At 39.3% G+C, this 21,323-nt stretch carries 11 protein-coding genes; 3 read left to right on the top strand and 8 right to left on the bottom strand.

Going from position 1 to position 21,323, the window contains the following annotated elements; translation table 11 throughout:
- Window positions 1-12: 12 nt before the first annotated feature.
- Together H4O18_RS16355 and H4O18_RS16350 are read right to left on the bottom strand one after the other, a co-directional pair.
- Entirely contained in the window at window positions 13-3,342 is a 3,330-nt protein-coding gene (locus H4O18_RS16355) for a SusC/RagA family TonB-linked outer membrane protein (RefSeq protein WP_187586526.1), read from the bottom strand.
- Window positions 3,343-3,496: 154 nt separating this feature from the next.
- Window positions 3,497-4,660, bottom strand: a complete 1,164-nt coding sequence (locus tag H4O18_RS16350; protein ID WP_187586524.1) for a FecR family protein — start codon at window positions 4,658-4,660, stop codon at window positions 3,497-3,499.
- 119 nt (window positions 4,661-4,779) lie between these two features.
- On the opposite strand from H4O18_RS16350, the gene H4O18_RS16345 reads away from it, so the two are divergent.
- Window positions 4,780-5,379, top strand: coding sequence for an RNA polymerase sigma factor (locus H4O18_RS16345; protein ID WP_187586522.1), 600 nt, complete (start codon window positions 4,780-4,782; stop codon window positions 5,377-5,379).
- Window positions 5,380-5,865: 486 nt separating this feature from the next.
- A complete protein-coding gene (locus H4O18_RS16340; protein ID WP_187586520.1) occupies window positions 5,866-7,056 on the top strand; it encodes an alginate lyase family protein in 1,191 nt (396 codons plus the stop codon).
- A gap of 540 nt (window positions 7,057-7,596) precedes the next feature.
- Here the strand turns inward: H4O18_RS16340 and H4O18_RS16335 are convergent.
- The 6 genes from H4O18_RS16335 to H4O18_RS16310 all read right to left on the bottom strand — a co-directional run bounded on the left by H4O18_RS16335 (window position 7,597) and on the right by H4O18_RS16310 (window position 20,585).
- Window positions 7,597-9,327: an FAD-dependent oxidoreductase gene (locus tag H4O18_RS16335; RefSeq protein WP_187586518.1), complete on the bottom strand. Its 1,731-nt coding sequence runs from the start codon at window positions 9,325-9,327 to the stop codon at window positions 7,597-7,599.
- A gap of 376 nt (window positions 9,328-9,703) precedes the next feature.
- The gene (locus H4O18_RS16330) at window positions 9,704-11,122 is read right to left on the bottom strand and encodes a sugar porter family MFS transporter (RefSeq protein WP_187586516.1); all 1,419 of its coding nucleotides are present in this window, start codon (window positions 11,120-11,122) and stop codon (window positions 9,704-9,706) included.
- 252 nt (window positions 11,123-11,374) lie between these two features.
- Window positions 11,375-13,552 (bottom strand): hypothetical protein, encoded by a 2,178-nt coding sequence (locus tag H4O18_RS16325; RefSeq protein ID WP_187586514.1) that lies wholly within the window; start codon window positions 13,550-13,552, stop codon window positions 11,375-11,377.
- 584 nt (window positions 13,553-14,136) lie between these two features.
- Entirely contained in the window at window positions 14,137-15,798 is a 1,662-nt protein-coding gene (locus tag H4O18_RS16320) for a RagB/SusD family nutrient uptake outer membrane protein (RefSeq protein ID WP_187586512.1), read from the bottom strand.
- Window positions 15,799-15,818: 20 nt separating this feature from the next.
- Window positions 15,819-19,283: a TonB-dependent receptor gene (locus H4O18_RS16315; RefSeq protein WP_246474344.1), complete on the bottom strand. Its 3,465-nt coding sequence runs from the start codon at window positions 19,281-19,283 to the stop codon at window positions 15,819-15,821.
- 168 nt (window positions 19,284-19,451) lie between these two features.
- Complete coding sequence (locus tag H4O18_RS16310) at window positions 19,452-20,585, bottom strand: FecR family protein (RefSeq protein ID WP_187586510.1); 1,134 nt, start codon at window positions 20,583-20,585, stop codon at window positions 19,452-19,454.
- A 168-nt stretch (window positions 20,586-20,753) separates the two neighbouring features.
- Here H4O18_RS16310 and H4O18_RS16305 point away from each other — a divergent pair, with 168 nt between their 5' ends.
- Entirely contained in the window at window positions 20,754-21,311 is a 558-nt protein-coding gene (locus H4O18_RS16305) for an RNA polymerase sigma factor (RefSeq protein ID WP_187586508.1), read from the top strand.
- The last annotated feature ends 12 nt before the right edge of the window (window positions 21,312-21,323 follow it).

The following is a 21,323-nucleotide window of genomic DNA, read 5'->3' as shown; positions in this document are numbered from 1 at the left end:
TATATTTTACAATTAAATTTTCAATTTAACTCCCATAGTGTATGTTGTTAGCTGGGGGTAGGCCGTAAACCAACCCGTATTCGCTTTTTCAGGATCAGATCCTGGCCACTTGGTTATGGTAATTAAATTATCGCCGGACATATAAACATTAAGGCCTTGTAAACCAATCGTTTTACAAATTTCTTTGGGTACATTATATCCGATAGACAAGTTCTTCAATCTTAGATATGAAGAATCTAATAACCAGTAGGTGTTCTGTGTTCCTGTGACAGGTCCATATCCTGTAACAAACATGGCAGGGTGAGAATTTGTAGAACCTTCTCCTGTCCATCTATTGTTTACAAAATCAAGAGTTGGGGGAGATCCCTGCATGTATGGCGTAAGTCCCCATGCTAAGGTCTGGACATGTGCTTTGGATCCTTCAAGCCCCTGGAAAAATAAAGACAAATCAAAGTTTTTCCAAGAAAGGTCTAGAGTACCCCCATAAAAGTACTTGGGGTGAGCACCATCTACCACGACCCTGTCGTCAGAGTTTATCGTACCATCTCCGTTTGCATCCTTAAATTTCAGGTCTCCCGGTTTTGGATTGAACGGATGAACGGCAGCTGCATCAATTTCAGCTTGATTTTGAAATATTCCATCGAATTCCACCAAATAATGGGAGTTAAATGGAAGGCCTACCTGTGTGGTGGTTTTTCCATACGTCGGAGATAAGATTTCAAGCACTTCATTTTTGTAACGGGAATAATTAATACTGGCGTTATACGAGAAATCACCAAACTTTTTCTGACTACCTACAATAAGATCTATACCCGTGTTCTTCATTTTACCAAAGTTCACTGTTGGAGCCGACAGTCCAATACTTGCAGGTACAGGAATTTGATAAAGGATATCATCCGTAACTTTGTCATACCAGTCGAAAGTTAGACTAAACAAACCATTTAGAACACTTATATCTACCCCAACATCGGTCATGGTGGTTGTTTCCCATTTTAGATTCCGATCCACCATACGGTTCTGAATTACGCCAGGTTCAGAAGAAATAAACGGGTACGAAGTGGTAGATAATACTTCTTGATAAGGATAAAGTCCAACATTTTGGTTACCCAATTGGCCCCAAGAAGCCCTTATTTTCAAATTGTTCAACCAATCCACATTATCCATAAACGCTTCTTCTGAAACCCTCCACCCTGCAGAAATAGAAGGAAAAAATCCCCATCGTGTATCAGGTGAAATTCTAGAAGTGCCATCATATCTTGCATTGGCCTCAAGTAAATATTTGCCCTGATAATCATAAGTTAAACGCCCAAAATATGATTGAATCGCCCATTCCGTTGCGCCACCCCCGGTAGATTGGCCATTAGAGGCTCCGGCATCTAGTTCTTTTAAGTCATTGGTCGGAAAATTAATTCTCTGACCTCTAAGATATCTGTCCTTAAATCCTTCTTGATTGTATCCTGCCAGGATACTAAAATTGTGATCTTTTAAGGACTTGGTATAATTCAAGGTCGAATAAAATGTAGTCAACTTGCTAGTCGTCCATCTATCTTCTACCCCTAGCCGCCAAGTAGCATTATTATGTGCATATGAACCATCTTTAAAGTAATAGTTGTCAACCGCATGCTCATGGTTCTTATACTGATTATTGTCAATAGTTAGGGCATATTTGGAATTCCAAGTCAAATCTTTGGTTAGATTAATCTCACTATAAAATTGAGGCAAAACATTGTACCGCGTCTCCGTCATCAGACCACTGGCATCTTGAGCGTCAGGGTTTCTTACTGTCCATTCAGCAATATCGGAACTATATCGGGCGACATATCCCGTACTTCCATCCGGTAAAGTCATCGTAGGTGTATAATTAGGTGCCGCGCCATATATGGCAAGAATTTGATAATCTACATTATTGTCCCAGTTACTTCTGGTTATTTCCTTGTTGACAAACTGTATATCACCACCGATCTTAATCCAGTCATTTAATCTTGAATCGACGGTAACTCGTCCGTTGAATTTTTGATATTCGTAATTACTGGTAATACCAGGTTGGTCAAGATAACCAAGGGAAGCACTGAAAACCGTGTTTTCATTTCCACCACTTATACGGAAGGACTGGTTATGCGCTATGGCTGTATTAAAAGTATGGTCGATCCAATTAAAATTGGGATAATTCACCGGATCGTTAGGATTGTTCCTAAAGCCATCTATTTCCGCTTGGGTAAAATGCGGGGCTTGACCATTCCTTGCTCTAGCTTCGTTCCAATATTGCATATAGTCGGCGGAATTATATAACAATTCTGGCAATCTGCTAGCACTCTGTGCCTGAACATTTCCGTGATAATCAATGACAAGGCCGCCGGCCTTTCCTTGCTTAGTGGTTATAAGGATAACCCCATTTGCGGCTCGGGCACCATAAATGGCGCTTGATGCAGCATCCTTTAATACAGAAACCGATTCGATGTCATTAGGGTCAAGGTTGGTCATATCACCACTTATGCCATTTATCAACACCAATGGATTACTTCCTGCTCCACTAAATGTACCTATTCCCCTAATACGCAAAGTATTTCCTTCATCCCCAGGTTTACCAGAAGAAGAAGAAACTTGAAGGCCAGGAACTCTACCCTGAAGTAAATTCTCGACATTGGATGCCGGTCTTTTGATAAGTTCGTCGGAACTTACCGTAGCTACAGAACCCGTAAGGTTTTCTTTTTTTTGCGTACCATAGCCAACTACAACCACTTCTTCCAAACCTGCGGCATCTTCGTCCATATTAACCACAATATTCGTCTGCCCACTAATTGGAACTTCTTTAGTTGCAAAGCCAATATAGGAAACAACTAGAATAGCATTTTGGTTTGTTATTTCCATGGAAAATTTTCCATCGAAATCAGCTGTAACCCCATTGTTGGTCCCTTTTTCAACAATGTTGGCTCCTGGTAAGGGCATACCTTCATTATCTGTTATGGTACCACTCACTTGAAATTGCAGTTTCTTATCCAAGATCTCAACTGAACTATTTTCAGATGTATACGCTGAACTTTTTTTCACTACAATAGTGGAGCCATCTGTGAAGTTGTAAGTAAAACTTAAAGGCGACAGTGCTTTATCCAATAAATCCCCTGCCTTAATCACTCCCTTCTTGAGTTGAATATTTGGAGCCGCTTTTAGGAGGTCGTGTCGATAGATAAACTTATAATCGGTCTGCTTGTTGATTAGCCGAAAGACCTGTTTAACGTTCAAGGTCACATCTGAATCGACAATAATCTCTGCATTTTGGCCTGTCCCATTGATAGGGTTTAGTGCTAATGAAATCGAACAAAATAGAAAAATTATGGATTTCATAATGAGATGTAAGAAAACTTTGCCCATTGGGCAAGGTGGTCGGTTGATTAATTTAATTTTCATAAATTTGTAATGGTTTAGTTAAACATTGTTTTAATTGATCTACTGGGAAAAAGGCTATTGCTGTGGAAGGTGCTGGCCTTTTCCTTTTTTCTTAATTGATATTAATTGTTTTATCGTTAATTTCAAATTTTAACTGGCCCTCACTTGTGGCCTCAATAAGTTTAAGAATATCTTCCACCGCTTTGGTTCTTTCCAATATTCCCGTAAAAACAAAATTCTTTTGTTTGGCATTCTCAAAAATAACCTCGGTATCATACCATCTTGAAAGGACTGTCATTATTTCCACCAGTGGTTTTTCATTAAAGGAAAACAAACCTTTTACCCATGATATTTCCTGGGACACATCAATTTCCTCAATATCTATTTTATCGCTTTCATGGCTAATTGTAGCCTGTTGGTTGGGCATTAGGGTTTCAGTAACTTCTCCTTTTTTTATTTTAACTTTCCCTACAACCAAAGTGGTAGCCATAACCGGGTCATTATTATAGGCCTTAAGGTTAAATTCCGTACCCAAAACATCGATCTCTTGGGATTTAGTAAGGACTTGAAAGGCAGCGCCTTTGTTTACGGTACTTGGCGAAACCTTAAAATAAGCCTCACCATATATAAGTTCTACCTGACGACTAATGCCATCCGTGAATTTTACAGGATATTTCAATTTAGTTTCTGAATTTAACCATACCTCCGTACCATCCGATAATTTTACAAAAAATTGGCCGCCTCTTGGGATGGTCAAATAATTGTAAAGAGGTACTTTATCACCAACCTCGCTTTGTCCTTTATCAGCATATACCAATTCCTCCCCGTTACTACTTACTTTTCCTGTTTGATATTTTTTTCCTTTTTCCAGCGCCACCTCATCTCCGTTTTCAAGGGTAAGTATGGCCTTATCGGTGCCAACTACAATTAAATTAGGTTGTTTTTCAGGTTCAGGCGTTTCTACTTGGCCGCTATTATAGAACAGGTAAAAGGCCATGCCAAACGTAAATATAACCGAAGCTGCAAGGGCCATTTTCCTATATAGATATACCCTTCTTGTCTGTTTACTCTTTTTCAACCTAGTTTTAATGGTCTCCTTGGCCTTATTAACATCGTATTCTGTCATGGAAAGTGTACTTAGGTATTGTGTTTTAACATAACTATTAAAGACTTGTTTGCCCCCTTCATTCTTAAGAAAATCTTCCAATTTTTCCAACTCCGAATAATTTGCTTCTTGATTTAGAAACTTAACGATTATATTCTCTAATTCGACCATTTGAATTTCAACAATTATGCACCTAATACGTTCAAAATTTTAACACCCCTCTATTTTTTAGGAATTTTTTTTCGATATTTATCAATATTGTTTAGAAATATTGATAATAACCTATTTCAATGGACCCCCTGAAAAACCAACAATTAGCCCAGAGATTAATTTTAGGTGATTGCAAAGCCTACGATTTCTTAATGAATTCTTACTACCAACGTTTGTGCGTGTATGCCCAATCTTTGTGCAATGACCATAATATGGCAGAAGATATTGTTCAAAACGTATTTGTAAAAATTTGGGTCAAGAGAAAAAAAATTAATCCCGACTTATCCATCAAGAGTTATTTATATAAATCGGTCTATAATGAATTTATCAATCAATACAGAAAAAATAAACCCGTAATATACCTGGAGAAAAAATATTTTGAGGCTATTGATTTGGTGGTTGACATAGAGCCGGAAGAATTGGAAAGTTTAATTAAATTGATGAATACCGAGATCGAGAATTTGCCTTCAAAATGTAAGGAAATATTTTTAATGAATAAAAAGGAAGGCCTTACCCATACGGAAATCTCCGAATACCTTAATATCTCTATAAAAACAGTTGAAGGTCATATTACACGTGCCTTTAAAATTCTTACTGAAAAACTGGGCACTAAAGTGGAAGCAGTTCTTTTTTTACTTTTTGGTTTTAACAAAAAAAAGGGACAGTCCTCCGTGAGATAACGTAATTTAATTTTGTCCAGTGGTACAGAAGGATTATTGAACTATTCCACTTTTATTATTATTAAAGTTACGTTTAATCCATTTTTGGATTACCTTAAAATCTTCGATAGTAATCAAAAAATTATTCCAACATTTTCTTGGTTTTATTGCACCGCCACCCCCTTTAGGCCCAACGAGCCAGCGCAGCCTGCGAGTTAATGCAGTTTGTCCTAAAACAATTAGAATTAACCTCTTAATAATTTTTTAATTATGGTTGAGCATCGGCATTGTCAAGTTAAAACCTTAAAACAAAATCTGTGGTAGTATCAATTACCCAACTGCGTTTGAGTATATGGATCCCAATAAATAACTTTAATCCGGCTGTATCTTTAGATTTCATACTAAAATAACGCTATTGAAAAAACCTGTGTGCTTTACCTTTGTTCCTCCTGTAAAACACGTTGACGACCGAAAACTCAGTGAATAACCATCGACCAAAATAGAAATATGAATATTTTAAGACTAATACCTTTTCTTTTTGCCTGTTTATTACTGAGCAACTGTAAAAATAAAGATGAAAGTTACAAGGCACAAATTGAGGAAGTTTTACAGGATTCTGTATTGGTCAGGGCAAATAAATTTTTAAAATTAACTCCTGTAACCATAACATCCTTCGCTTCACCCAGAAGTTCCGGAGGAATCCATGACTTTTTTTCAGAAGGAGACTATTGGTGGCCAGACACACTTAATCTTGCAGGACCTTATATTCAACGGGATGGACTTAGCAATCCCGATAATTTCACTGAACACCGGGAAGCTTTAATAGGTTTAAGGGAAATTGTTGGGAATCTTACCTCGGCATATATTATAACAAAAGATACCACATACGCCAATGCAGCCATAAAGCATTGTAATGCATGGTTTATAGATGAGAGCACTAGGATGAACCCACACTTTCTATATGCCCAAGCCATCAAAGGCAGGCATACAGGAAGGGGCATTGGAATTATAGACGGAATACATTTTATGGAAGTTGTTCAATCTTTATCTGTTTTGGGGAAAGAGGGACTGATAGACAAAAACAGCGAAACCCAGTTTAAAAAATGGTTTTCGGATTTTGTAGTGTGGTTAACAACCCACAAATATGGCAAGGACGAAATGAAGCACCCCAATAACCATGGAACTTGTTGGAATATGCAGGTGGCTTTGTATGCCGATTACACCAATAAGGAAAATATCCTTGCTATGTGTAGGGATAATTATAAAAATACCCTTCTACCAAATCAAATGGCACCCGATGGTAGTTTCCCTCTTGAGCTGAAAAGAACAAAACCATACGGATATTCCCTTTTTAACTTGGATGCCATGGTAATGAATTGTCTAATCCTCTCGAACAAAGCAACCAATTTATGGGATTATTCAACACAGGACGGAAAATCCATATCACTTGCTTTAGAATTTATGGCTCCGTATATAGAAAATAAAAATAACTGGTTTAAAGAACCAGATGTTATGTATTGGGAAGAATGGCCAGTGGCCCATCCTTCTTCCCTTTTTGGGGCGATCGTTTTTGATCGACCTGATTTTTTTGAGCAATGGAAAATAAACGAACACACACCAGAAGTTTTTGAAGTGAAAAGAAATTTACCCATAAGAAATCCCTTGATCTGGCTTGATCGGTTGGAAGCAGGAAAATAATAAAACCAACAAAGACATTATACCTAATGGCTTAAGACAGGGTTCATGGCTCACTTAAAAGCCAACTGGGTTTGACAGGAAGGATATCATTCAAACCAAGTCATAACAAGGATAATTTCTCAGGAAGACATACTTCTATTTTTGTACGAATCAATTTATTAATCGATACCGATAATTTTCAAATGTCTTGGTTTCTATTTTTATATTATGATTGAAGAAACCAAAACATTAGAAAATTTATGGCCAAGCCCCTTGAAAAGTTCCGGGTCTGGATAGAGGAAAATAATGAAGGTTTGTAGCAGCTAGAACACCATTTATAACCATAAAAAATAGTACCATGCAAAAAATATTCAGGGCACTCTTGGCCGGCTGGGGAGCCAAAAAAATCGGAGGAGGAAAATGTGGATGTATAGGCGCTATCATCGTATTTCTGATTCTATACTGGCTTTTAGGATACGTTTTCAACTAGTACCTCCTATAAATTACTAATTAAAAAGTTCCCAAACCAAGTTAGGGAAGGGTTTCCACAACCAATTTCTTTTACATTTTTTCGTTAGGCCAATGGGTATCCACTCCTTGACTACGAATGAGACTTTGAAATTTCCGCACAGCAGCGACATTCTTGTAAATCTCTTGGGGACTTCTGCCAGTTTCCATTAAATAAGGCACAAACATCCCTATGGCCTCACCTATACTCCATTCTACAGGGTGCAGTCTATAACATCCATTGGTAAGATGCGTGGTTCCAATATTTTTATTCACTGGAAATATATTTTCCATCCGTTGTGGAATTAACGCTCCCAATGGAATTTGAAATGGAAGGGAAGAAAAGTCGATGTAATTATCCCCGCCACTACTTGGATGCAGATCAATATGATAATATCCTATCCCCACACTATCTTCAAAATTTTTAGCACGGGCTTCAGCTTCCGAAACTCCTTGTATACTTGCTCTTTGGATTTTCCCCACATGATGTTCGGTTATTCGAAATAAAGGCTTAATTCTTCTAGCTTCCCTTATATATGGATATTTCGCCAGTCCATCATTAGTGCCCATTACATCCTGCCTTAATCTAATTCCTGGCCAGCCTTTCCCTCCATCGGCCCTAGGAGCTTCCTTTTGCAACCAGTACAATAGGGACAGACTTAATTGTTTGGCCCTATTAATATGATGTTTTAGCTCATTATCACTAACATCGACGATATTTCCTAAAAAATAATCGTTTTGGGGGTAATTAACCAAGGTGATATCCCCTCCAAGAAAACCGTCCTCAAAATTATCCTTGGCCAATATTCTGCGATAAATCCACAGGTTCAATACGTCCTTCATATAATTTCCCCTAGGATCAAAACCCAAATCCTTGGGCAAAAGAGTCCGTGGGTTGGAATAATTGAGCTCGAGTAATTTCCCGGCCCATGGCGTCTTCATTTCTGGGGTAAAGTCGCGCCAAAACCCATACTCCTCTGGCTTGTCTATAGTCCAATCCTCTTTGGGCCTGTAATCCATAGCAAAGCAGACCGTAAATGCTTGATTATTTCTGGGATCTGCTATTTCCGCGGCGTGCAATTCCCCCGTATCGGATTTAGCTTCGGCCCCACAAACATATTCGGTCCCTGTCATGGGTAATAAATCGCCCAATTCCGTCGCGTCCGCAAAGTAAGGCGCAATTAAATTGCGTATCTCCCCGTTGGGTTGAGTTTTAACCCTTACAGATTGGACCTTATTTCCAAAAGTAGAAGCATCCAAAGCCACTGTTTCTTTTAAAAGCACCAATTTACCGGCACTGATATAGGGGTCGAACATAGTTTCCAACACCCTTAACGAAATCTTTGGCTCATGGCTAATTTCTGAAACACTGGCATTACCTGGGTTAAACCTTTCATTTTGGGCAAGCTCCGCCTTTAAAGGATAGTTATGGCGATAATAGCCCCTAACTTTTTTTCTAAATTCCCGATATAATGCCGTAGCACCAAAGTCGTTGATCCATTTATGCTCATCCGGGGGTACCCCCTGTTGTGTTAATTGTCCGCCTATCCAATCTGTTTCTTCGGTCATGATTACCGTCAGGCCATTGCGAAGTGCCCCTAATGCAGTGGCACACCCCCCTGTTCCACCACCGATAATTACAAGATCTGCTTTTAAAGTCCTTCCCTCTTTATTAATACTGTTGACCTTTTCAGTATTCTTTTTTCCATTGGATGCATAAATTGGGTTTAATACCACCAATCCGCTTCCTGCGGCCAAATTGCCTAAAAAATTTCTTCTTTTCATAGGTATTAAATAAGGTTACAAGCAAACCACAATAGGTTGGGGCAGCAACAATATTAACAGCAAAACTAAAATAGCAATTTTTGACTTAAGGTGAAGGTGTAATGAATTCATGTAGTTTGGAGATGTGGTGTTTTTTTAAGTTCGATACCTAAGTTTACATTTTAAGGTCGCATTCCCTTTATCAGAAACAAAAAAGAAACAATAGTTTCCGACTTTTCATTAAACTAGCAAAAACTCAAAGCACTCAATTTTTGGGTGATGCTGGAAGGGTTTGTTATCAAATTAATTTTGCCCTTATACCCTTCCAGATCGATAGATTTATTCACGATTAAGAAATATGAGCTATTAAATAATTAAATAAAATACCTACTCATTTTTATTGATTACTTTTTCCTTTCCAATATTGCTCGATTTCCTCTAGACTTTTTCCTTTGGTCTCCGGAACATATCTATAGAAGAAAATGGTCGCTATCAAACACATGAATGCAAAGGTAAAAAAGCCAGCACCCACACCGATCTTCTCAACATACCATGGGAACAGGAAGGCCGTCAGAAAATTGATGCCCCAGTTGGCAAAGGTGGCAATGGACATGGCACGCCCACGGATACGGGTGGGAAATATTTCCCCGATCAGCACCCAGATTACCGCATTGATGGAAATGGCCAGTGAGGCCATATACACGCATAAAATAATAACGATCCAAATGCCCGATGTCTGTCCTGTGATAAATAGAGTCGCTATAATTATCAAGGAAATAAAGACTGCGGACATGCCCCAGATTAACAATGGGCGTCGTCCCCAACTATCAATTTTCCATAATGCGATGATAGTGAATATCAGGTTGATAATTCCGATGGCCACCTGGAACTGTAATGCACTGTCCAATTGGAACCCAGCATCTTCCAGGATGGTGGGCCCGTAATACACGATAATGTTAACCCCAGTGAACTGCCCGAAGACCGACAGCCCAATCCCTACGATCAAGGCCAGACGCAATCCTGGCTTTAAAAGTTCACTGATCTTTCCTTTAAATTGTGTAACTGTCTTTTTTATTTCCTCCAGTTCGTTCTTGGCCACGGCTGCACCACTGATCTTGGACAATATAGTATAGCCCTTATCCGATTTTCCATTTTTTATCAACCAACGGGGACTTTCCGGGATAAGAAACAATAATAACAGGAACAATCCCGAGGGGATCATCTCTGATCCAAACATACCCCGCCATACCTCGGACACCATAGTCTTATGAAAAATTCCTGTTCCACCGAAGGCCTCCATATTTCCACGTGAAAACCCTAACAGGGACCAATTGGAAAAATAGGCCAGCAATATTCCGATGACAATAGAGAGTTGGTATAGGGCCACAAGCCTTCCCCTGATCTTGGGTGGGGCAACCTCGGAAATGTATAGCGGTGCCAGTACCGATGCCATACCGACCCCGACACCCCCAATAAGTCTGGCAACAATCAGAAAGTTAAAGTTCGGGGGTACCATAGACCCCAGTGCCGAAACAAAGAACAATAGTGCTGCAATCATGAGCACAGGTTTTCTGCCAAAACTATCACTTAAGACCCCGGAAATGGCGGCACCCCCAATGGCCCCTATCAAAGCGGAACTGGCGAACCAACCTACTTCTAATTTATCCAGGGTAAAAAACGATTCCACAAACCCGAAAGTTCCTGAAATGACCGCCGTGTCAAACCCAAAGAGTACGCCCCCCAATGAAGCCACAAAACAGATCAGTGCGAGATATCCTTTATTTCCCTTATTTATGTTCAGTACAGTTGTATCCATAGTTTTTTTTAGCCGTTATCCTTGCTTATTTCTTCCAATGTTTTCCATGCTTGATACATAAAAGGGTGGCATTTGAAAACATCCTTTCCTTATCGGTCAAGGCAGCAAAAACAGCCTCGCGATTCCTTGCCTGGCGAATATTTTCCCCAAAAGGAAACCTTATCGTTTAACAAAGCCCCTCTATAGTGTTTAGAAAATTCCGTTATTTGCATTAATTGAAAATCTAAATTTTTTATATAATTAGTGTACCATTTAATGCTCTACTCCCGGCAACATTTGTTGCCAAACTTCCTCAATTTCGATTCCAACTGTAGATTTCTTAGTCTTCTCCCAATAGCTCGTATTTTCAAGTTTTAGTGCCAAAGTTGTAGTGATAAAGCTCTGTGTCCATCCTGTCAGGGTTCCCCAAGCACCCCAGCCGTGGTCGGCATTGGAACCATAATATTCCCAGTCTTGGAAATCGAAGGCACGAAACCAACAGCCATCCAGATCTGCCCTTCCAGAAGAGGTGCTTTGAATACGAACCAGAAAATCGGCCAATTTATCAATGGCGGTCAGATATCTTGGTTCCTGAGTTGCCTGTGCAGCTTCGTTCAAAGCAAAAAATGCAAAGTTGGTGGTATATAGCATATCTGCCACAGGGTCTCCATTAATATGAATTACGGGCGCTTCTGCCTGCCCATAGCTTTCGTTGGACTTTGGCGCACCGTATCTTCCATTATCACCAATTCCCAATTCTTCCCTAAATGCCCCAGATTCTACCTGATGTTCCAATAGATCATCGCATATTAAATGTAGCCAATCCCTGTGTTGTTGTGTGTCTTCGGCTCGCACCAGCCACGCAAGTGGTAAGATCATCCGTGCACGTTCCTGCTGGAGACCATTGGTCCACAACCAATTTGTAGGGTAGTTTTCCATGGTAATGGAAATGGCTCTCTTGGCTTTGTCCAACAAGGGTTTGTAGCCTGTCTTATCGTACAACCAGAGATAGGTGGCCCATATCCATGACTCGTAGTGTGGGGCAATATTTTCCAGATCCCTTTCCATGAGTACCTGCCAAGTGGTTTGGTCAATATCTTTACCATTTAGGGCACCTTTTCGAAACCCTTTATAGCCAGAGGTCCGGAAATTGGCCAAGATCAGTTCCAATATCTGCTTGTCCCATTTGGGATTCATCATCGTCTGTGCCGCCAGTACCGAACCAAGGATCACCCGGGCATTGTCATCACCATAATATCGATGTTTATTCGTATCTGCCCATCCTATCAGTCCATAGGAAGATTGCTTTGGATCTATACTACTGGTAGTTTTAAAGGTTTCCGAATTAAATACAAAATCCATCAGATTAGTGGCTGTTTCCAAATATTTAGAATTTTGTTTTATCCCGTTCGCGGTTGCCAATGTCATTGCGGTCTCGGCTACACAATCGGCACGCAGCCAATATCGGTATTGTTGGCTCCCATCGGGGTTGATATAGGAGTAGTGGCCTTCCATAACGCCTAATGAACCATCTCCTGAAGGCAGTGATAAATCCATTGGAGGGCCTACAGGTAATTTTAAAGTATCGATACTGCGCCAATGATCTTTCCAATCTGGATGAATGAGAAACCTGGCCTTATCGTACCACCCCGCTCCACGATCGACCGCGGTGCGATAATCATCTTGGGAAATAGCTATCGAAGCATTGAAGGTTGGCCGTACTATGGGTTCCCATTGTATAGCTTTTTCTTCCATATCTATGCTCAAGTGGGACAGGATACCGCCTATAGCGTTCCGCCACGCATTTTGGGGGGAATACCGACTTTTGTTGAAATCGCTCAACTTGGTGGTAGACACTAGTACAGCGCCATCTTCAAATAAAATGGGGAAATTTGGAGTGTTTTCAAGACCATAAACTGCGTTTTTGAATCCTGCTACTTTAGCTCCCTTTAGGTGGGACGCTCTTTCTGTTACATTTACATACTTGTAAAGACCCGCATCCAAAATTATTAGCGATTCCAGACGTTCCCCAAAAAAATCAGATGTGACCACCAAGCGTTCTTTTTCGGTCGATTTTATTTCTCCCGTGATTCCGGTCGACAATCGATCTGGAAACTCCACATAGACCTTCAGATTCTTTTCCTTGGCCTTGGCATATAAACCCTCGGGGAGCACGGTCTTTTCCTTCGGATAGTTTTTGGCCAAAATCAATAGTCTCTGACCATTTAAAGTACCCTCCACAGCCATTTCAATATTATCATAACGGTTCACCTCATATTCGCTGGACAAGAGTAATTGGTACAGATTATTGTCTTCATTACAATAAATATTTATAGTATTATTTTGTAAAGGATTAACTATTGAAGTATTGTTATCGGTTGTTATCGCCTTACATGACATTGTTAAAATACTTAACGCCATAACAGCCATTAATCCTAATTTTACACTCATAACCTATTACTATTTTAAAATCATCTTAATTAGTCTATTCTGTCCCAATATACTTCTAAATTCATGTTTAGTGAACTGAATTCTTAAACTTTATGGCATTGACAAAACCTTAAAGCATTGATGCTACCGCACAACGGCGGAAGGATTTCGACTACTCCGGGATTCCGATTCATTCATTTTGGAATAGAACCTACCCTCAAATATGGCAATACAGTTAGGACGGAGGCATTTGTTATCCAATAATCTTGTTTCTTATAGCCTTTCAAGTTAATAGGTTTATTTTAAAATAAGAAACAAGAGGTAATTAGATAATATTTAAACATGGGATATGCACAGCATACCTAATCCGTCGAAACCAAAATTGAACATTATATTACCATTGTACTGTTGCAGCCGTATTTCTATTTAATTCAGATTAGTTTTTCTCAAATGATTTCAATGGCCACTTACGGAATCTCCCAATCCTAATTTTTCCTGAGTGAATTTTTCAAAGTTTTGAGCTTTGTGCAAAATTGAAAAAGGGGAAGAAAATAATTCCTGTCCCCTTTCACAACTAACATAAACCAACTATGCCTTAAGTACTTCTAATAACCTGAATTTTGGATAATCAATGGATTTCCGCTTTCATCGGTGCCTCCAAGATCCACTTGGGATTGCGGGATAGGAAAGTATTCATGTTTTCCTCCAATAAAGTTTACCCCACTGAGATATGGCCGTATAACCTTTTCTGCCGTTACATAGTTATTTATAACCTGTTCTGCGGTGCCCCAACGCACAAGGTCAAAAAAGCGGTGACCTTCATGGGCAAACTCTAATCTTCTTTCCATTCTTAAGACAGTCATCGCCTGATTGGCATCTGTAAAAGCCGGGTACTCCTCTATCAAGTAATTGGCTGCTGTAGCACTGCCATCAAGAGTCATTACTTTATTCCCGTCCCTTGCTCTTTTTCTGATATCATTTATTATGGTTCTGGCTCCTTCCAGGTCATCCGTGTGTATAAGCGCTTCTGCTCTCCACAATAATACATCCGCATATCGGATAATGTAGTAATTCATAGCATTAACATATGGCCAAACTAGGAGGTGATTGGATGAATTGGCTGACACTATTCTTTTCTTGGGACCATAAGGACCATAGGTTGCCAAATCACGTGCCCAATCTGCTTGATAGAGAATTCCAAGGTCCTTATATGGTATTCCTGGTCGTCCTAAGGTAAAATCTATTCTGGGATCTACATTATCGCTTGCGGTCAATTCTGAATTGTCCATAGTTGGCAAACCTACGTTATTTGTTTTATAAGCATTTACCAGGTTCTGTGTAGGACGTAGAAATCCATACGCAGGATATCTTGGTCCGCCCGGGGCAAGTAATCGGTCGCCGATAGATCCGTTGTAATTATTGGGGGCTCCATCATTTATAGACTGCTGTATGCTAAAAATAACTTCCGGACCATTATCATTTTCGGGAAGGAACGCATCTTCAAAATTATCCATTAAACCATAACCACCGTTTAAGATCACGTCCTCTGTGGCGGTAAGTACCTGGCTCCATTTTTCCTGAAAGAGATATACCTTTGCCAAGTAGGACATTGCCGCATATTTGGTAGGTCGTCCTTTCTGTGATTGTGTTGTGGGCAGCGTGGCGTACGCATCATTGAAATCAGCTTCAATCTTGCTCCAAAGCTGTTCATCGGTCAGTTCGGTGTTTGAAACTTTAAAATCTGACAATGAAGTGGCGTTCTCATCCAAAAATGGAATTCTGTTATAAATCTTTTTAAGCTCAAAATAAAAATGACCCCTTAAAAACTTCATTTCTGCCAGTCGTTGTTGTTTTAAATCAGCCGTAATATTATCGGTATCATTCAATACTCCAATAACAAGGTTAGTTCGCCTAACCCCTTCATACAAAGCCTTCCATTTTCTTTCAATGTCTATAATGGATGGGTTGGTATTAAAAATTTCCATTTGGTGAATATTATTTTGATCACCTGTACCTCCACCACCTTTATATGCATCATCGGACACAACATCTCCGAAACTCCAGTTGGAAGCCGGAGAATTGAACGCATTACTGGCATTGTCTATCTGCCCATTTAAAATGCTGTAAGCCCCTACAATTAACGATTCAAGGTTTTCTTCCTTAGAAATCTGTTCTTGGGTCAATTGCCCATAGGGATCTCTTTCCAAAAAATCCGAGGAGCACGAAACCAGCAGTATTGCTAGTGTAAAATTTATAATATGTTTCATTTTTTAAATTTTTTTTATAATTAAAAAGCAATGTTCAATCCCAAAGTAACCGTGCGCGATGGTGGGTAAATAGCACGGTCCACACCAATATCCAGATTACGGTCATCAGAGGTGTAATTCTGCAGACCTATCTCCGGATCGATACCGTCATAACCAGAAATCGTAAACACGTTCTGTAAGTTCAGGTATAGTCTTAATCTGTTTAAGGATAGACTCTCAAGGGTACTTTTGGTAAAGTTGTACCCCATTTGCAATGTTTGAAGTTTAACAAATGTCCCATTCTTAACATAATAACTGGATGGCCGTATATTATTGTTGGGATCATTCAAGGATAGTCGTGGTATGGACGAACCAGTATTGGTAGGCGTCCAAGCATCAGCAATTCTTGAATGTTTGTTGTACGATGATAGATTGTAAAAATCCGAGTAATATCTGGTAAGATCATAAACATCATTTCCGAAGGAAGAACGAAAGAACGTTGTCAAATCCAAATTTTTATACTCAAAATTAAGGTTTAAGTTAATACTGAGATCCGGGTGTGGATTACCTATGAACTTCCGGTCTTTGTCGTCTATGACGTTATCATTATTAATATCCCTAAAACGAATGTCACCAGGGGAAGTGGATGCATTCTGAAACGAGTGGGCATCGATTTCCGATTGATCCTGAAAAATACCATCGGCCACCCAACCAAAAAAGGATGCAATGGGTTGACCTACTGCTGTCCTAGAAACCTCTTGGTCAAAATTGTTACTATGCAAAGTTACTGCGTCAATTCCAACAAAATCTACACCTTCTTTCAAGGAAGTAAGTTCGTTACGAATAATCGACATATTTAGCCCTGCGGAAACTTGTAGTTCACGATCGTAATCATTTCGGTAATTGGCTCCCAACTCAAAACCTTTGTTGTTCATGGTTCCTACATTGTCCCAAACAGAACTATTGGTACCTCCCGCTATAGGTGCCAATTGGCGTTCGAGGAGCAAATCTTCGGTGGTCTTATTAAAATAATCCAAGGTAAAATCCAATCTATTGGACATAATCCCGATGTCTACACCTATATTATACTGCTCAGTGGTCTCCCATTTTAAATCCGGGTTACTGTTCCTAGAAATAATATATCCGTTAAAGACACTATTTTGAGTGCCATCCAAGGCATAATTGGAATTAAAAGGATTACTAAAATAGCCACTGGAAGTAACATAGGGTGGAATATCTTGATTTCCATTTTGCCCCCATCCCAATCTAAGTTTTAAATTATTTACCAGCTCACTATTATAAAAGGCTTCGTTAGAAATTTTCCAACCCAAGGAGGCGGCCGAAAAGGTACCCCATTTGTTATTGGCCAGTTTAGACGTGCCGTCTCTCCTAATGGTATAGGAGGCCAAATAACGATCGTCATAACTGTAATTTGCTTTTCCAAAGAAAGAAACCAAAGAATTCTCAAATTTTATATTGGTATTTTGTTGGGTCCCTGCATCACCGGCGTTTAAAACTTGAAAATTGGAGTCGTTACCTGGAAACCCTTGACGGAACGCTGATAAAGTTTCTAATTGTGATTCAATACTCTCATAACCCGCCAATAGATTTAGGTTATGAAGGTCGTTGAATGTTTTGTCGTAATTTAGGGTATTCGTGAAGGTCCACTCCATCAGGTTTTGTTCCGATTTCGTTAAACTTGCCTCTACTCTTTGAGTGTTGGGTTCCTTGTAAGTAGGGCTAAAATTGGTGCCCGAAAAATTGCTTACCGTTAAACCATAATTGGTTTTGAATTTAAGACCTTTTGCCAATTGGATTTCAGCAAAAACGTTTCCAAAAAGGCGTATTGTTTTATCTTCATTATCCTTGTTCCTATATAGTCTGCCTACTGGATTTTCAATATCGTCCAGAGGATACCCCGTAAATTCTCCGTTGATGTCGTAAATAGGGGCTATGGAAGGCATTAGGAAGGCGCTATAAACGGGACTCCCAAGAAGAGCATTGGTGTTAATATCAGTATTGTTGGAAAACGACGCGGAAAAATTTTCCCCTACGGTAACCTTACTTCCAAGTTTATAATTGGTATTGGCCCTAAAAGTATAACGATCAAACCCTGTGTTTTTTAGAATTCCGTCTTGTTTGTAATACCCTAAGGAGAAAAAACTATTGGAAGTATCGGTCCCACTAGAAAAGGAAATATTATGGGAGGTTACCAAAGCAGTATTGAACAAGGCGCCCAACCAATCCGTATTTGCCGACGGAATTGTGTTTTCGGCATCGAGAAAATCCGGGATTACCGGGGTACTTCCTGTACCGTAAATATCATTGGAAGGTGTAATGCCATCATTGGCAAAAGCCTGCCAAAGTCCCTCACCATATTGCGAGGCAGAGGCTAATTTTGGTAATCGCATAACCGTCATTGCGCCTGCATAACCGTCATATGCTATTTTAACTTTACCTTCCTTTCCTTTCTTGGTGGTAATTACAACCACACCATTGGCTGCCCTAGAACCATAAATAGAAGCGGAGGATGCGTCTTTAAGAACTTGCAACGACTCTATATCGTTTGGATTAATTAAGTTAATTCCGGTAGTAGTGGGCACACCGTCAATAACATAGAGCGGATCATTATTTCTTATTGTACTAAATCCCCTGATTCGAATTGCAGCATTACCACCAGGAGAATTGGAACTAAGAACTTCGACACCTGCGGATCTACCTTGAACAATCTCATTTACACTGGCTAAAGGTTGATCCGTCATCTCGTCGATTTTAACTATTGAAACCGCACCTGTAAGATCGCTCTTTCGTTCAGAAGTATACCCCGTAACGATTACTTCATCGAGTTTTGCGGAATCCTCTTGAAGTTCTATAATCAATTGGTTTTGGCCTGCTATAGGTTGTTCCTTGGTTATGAAGCCAATGAATGAAACCACCAAAACAGCATTCTCACTGTTTATGTTTATGGAGAAATTTCCATCAAAATCAGCTATAACCCCATTGGTAGTACCTTTTTCAACAATATTTGCTCCAGGTAAAGGGGTGCCATCCATATCCATTACCGTTCCCGAGATGACAGACTGGACAACCAATGGTTCTCCAGGATTATCGGCTAGAGTAGATACCTCGATAACTTTGTTGGGCTGACTCTGCCATAAAATAACCTGAGTACCCTTGACTTTATAGTTGGTATTCGTACTCTCAAACAACTGATTGAGCACTTTGTCAATGTGTTCCTGGTTAAATTTAAGCGATAACTTCCGCTGAAGATTGACATGTTTAGTGTTATAAACGAAATTAAATTTTGTGTTTAATTCAATGTTATCTATAACCTCTTGTACGGTAGCGTTTTCGACATTCAGGGTTACTTTGGCCTTTTGAGCATAGCTGTCATTGGCGTGCAAACCCAATAAGGCGGTCATTAGTAATAGCAAGGTCAATTTCATTTTTAAGTCGAATTTCAACAATGTTGATTCCAACCTCGGTTGGATGAAGTTTTTTTTCATAATTTTAAATGTTTATCAGTGGTTAGCAAATTAATTTGCACGATCGCTTTTTATTTCCGGGAAATGTTAGCGCATTTTCCGGTTTTGTTTTGTTTTAGAATAAAGCGACGGCGTTTGAGATTTTAATCCATAGGCGTTCAAATTTGTTTTTGTTACAATTCTGTTATTTTACTTTATTATTACTTTATTTCCCTGAATCCTAAAATCGATGCTATGGATATCATTAAAGTATCCAAGCACTTCTTCAATTTCAACATTATCAAAACGCGCATTGAAGACCTCTTTTCCTAGTACAACATTAGTATTGACTATTTCTATGTTATAATGGCGTTCGAGTTTTTTCAAGATACTATCAAAAGTCAAATCTCTAAATACCAAATGACCTTGCATCCAAGAGGTGTAAAGGCTAGTATTTACTTTATCCACCAATATACTCTTGGAATCTTGTTCATAAGTTCCTTTTTGTCCTGGAGACAACTCAACAGACCCCCTTTCAAGTTGGTCCTTTTTGTTCATACCAACGGAACCTTCAACCAAAACAACATCTATATGCCCATCTTCGGCATAAGCTGAAATATTAAATTCCGTACCAAGTACCATTACATCCAGTTCATCGACATTTACAATAAAGGGGTTTAAAGCATTACTGGTAACATCGAAATAAGCCTCTCCGGAAAGATATACTTGCCTGGGACCCTCCTCTAGAAAATTAACCGGATATCTTAAGGAACTACCGGCGTTTAGGTGCACCAAAGTACCATCGGACAATTCCAATTGAAACTTTTTACCATTCGGAATTTTTAGAGTATTAAAAACCAATTCTTCCCTTTCTGTTACCTGGGAATAACTGATCTGATTTTGTTTTTGAGTCCCCACAATATTTCCCTCTGAATCCTTTACTTCTTTGACGCTCTTGATATCAATAGTTTGAATTGTACCGTTGCTCAATTCCAAGGTTATAGATTCATCCTTAGGAGCAAGAACTTCGAGGTCTTCCCGGGAAAGGAAACCTTGTTGAAATAAAAACCCCAAACCAAACAACAATACAATTGCAGCGGCATACTTAGACCAAATTGGGAAAAGCCTTTTAATCGGTCTTTTGTTACTGTCTATTTGCTGGGCCACCTTGTGGTAGGCATCATCAAGATTGCTTTCTAATGTTGCCAAGTTTAGATCGTGATAATCACGAACATAAGATTCAAGAACAGACTGGTTTTCTAGATCTTTCAACCAGTTACGAAGCTCCATTATCTCCTTTTCCGTAATGGTGCCAAGAAGCAACTTTGTTATATTTTTTTTCATTACCTTTTTCCCAATTTTTATCCCGCTTTGTGTTCGTTATGAAATAACTTTTATTACACATTACACAACCAATACTTTAAAAAAATATAAAACCCTTAAAAAGAATTAAAAAAAATTTGATATTCGCAATAATGTTCCAAATGCCATGTAAATAAACAACCAGCTCAAATGAATGAAATTGAGGCAGTAGTTGCCATGAAGAACGGAGACAGGAGTGCATTCAGGTATCTCTTTAATACATTTTACGATCGACTAGTGGCGTATATCACCACCAATAACCATGACAAAGTACAGTCGGAAGATATTGTTCAGCACGCCTTTATTCGCCTATGGGAGGATAGGTCTAAGTTGGACGAAACCAAATCCCCAAAGGCATATCTCTATGCCATAGCGTACAATAGATATATTGATACTATTAAGAAAGCCAAAAAGCAGGAAAAACTACTAAGTCAAATTTGGGAGCGTGCGCTTTTGGACCGAATAGAAGAGGATTCAGATGCCTTGGAAAAACGTATTCAGAAAATGAAACAGGTCATTGATTCCCTCCCTCCAAAGTGCAGAGAAATAATAATGCTGAATAAAACACAAGGGGTTAAGTATAAAGATATTGCAGAACAAATGGGGATTTCTATTAAAACCGTGGAATCTCAAATGCGGATAGCCTTTACCAAAATTAGGGAGGCCTTTAAGGAGGACCCCGCGATGTTGTTTTTACTGTTCAAGTAAGCGCTGCGCAAA

It is taken from the genome of Arenibacter arenosicollis (assembly GCF_014397245.1).
GTDB lineage: Bacteria > Bacteroidota > Bacteroidia > Flavobacteriales > Flavobacteriaceae > Arenibacter > Arenibacter arenosicollis.
The sequence above is the reverse complement of the archived record's forward strand: the minus strand, read 5'-3'. Positions and strand labels throughout refer to the sequence as shown.

Bases quoted from the DNA above. Each gene is read 5' to 3' on its own strand.
- H4O18_RS16305 (WP_187586508.1), top strand. From the start codon at position 20,754: ATGAATGAAATTGAGGCAGTAGTTGCCATGAAGAACGGAGACAGGAGT.
- H4O18_RS16355 (WP_187586526.1), bottom strand. From the start codon at position 3,342: ATGAAATCCATAATTTTTCTATTTTGTTCGATTTCATTAGCACTAAAC.
- H4O18_RS16310 (WP_187586510.1), bottom strand. From the start codon at position 20,585: ATGAAAAAAAATATAACAAAGTTGCTTCTTGGCACCATTACGGAAAAG.
- H4O18_RS16320 (WP_187586512.1), bottom strand. From the start codon at position 15,798: ATGAAACATATTATAAATTTTACACTAGCAATACTGCTGGTTTCGTGC.
- H4O18_RS16350 (WP_187586524.1), bottom strand. From the start codon at position 4,660: ATGGTCGAATTAGAGAATATAATCGTTAAGTTTCTAAATCAAGAAGCA.
- H4O18_RS16330 (WP_187586516.1), bottom strand. From the start codon at position 11,122: ATGGATACAACTGTACTGAACATAAATAAGGGAAATAAAGGATATCTC.
- H4O18_RS16340 (WP_187586520.1), top strand. From the start codon at position 5,866: ATGAATATTTTAAGACTAATACCTTTTCTTTTTGCCTGTTTATTACTG.
- H4O18_RS16325 (WP_187586514.1), bottom strand. From the start codon at position 13,552: ATGAGTGTAAAATTAGGATTAATGGCTGTTATGGCGTTAAGTATTTTA.
- H4O18_RS16345 (WP_187586522.1), top strand. From the start codon at position 4,780: ATGGACCCCCTGAAAAACCAACAATTAGCCCAGAGATTAATTTTAGGT.
- H4O18_RS16335 (WP_187586518.1), bottom strand. From the start codon at position 9,327: ATGAAAAGAAGAAATTTTTTAGGCAATTTGGCCGCAGGAAGCGGATTG.
- H4O18_RS16315 (WP_246474344.1), bottom strand. From the start codon at position 19,283: ATGAAAAAAAACTTCATCCAACCGAGGTTGGAATCAACATTGTTGAAA.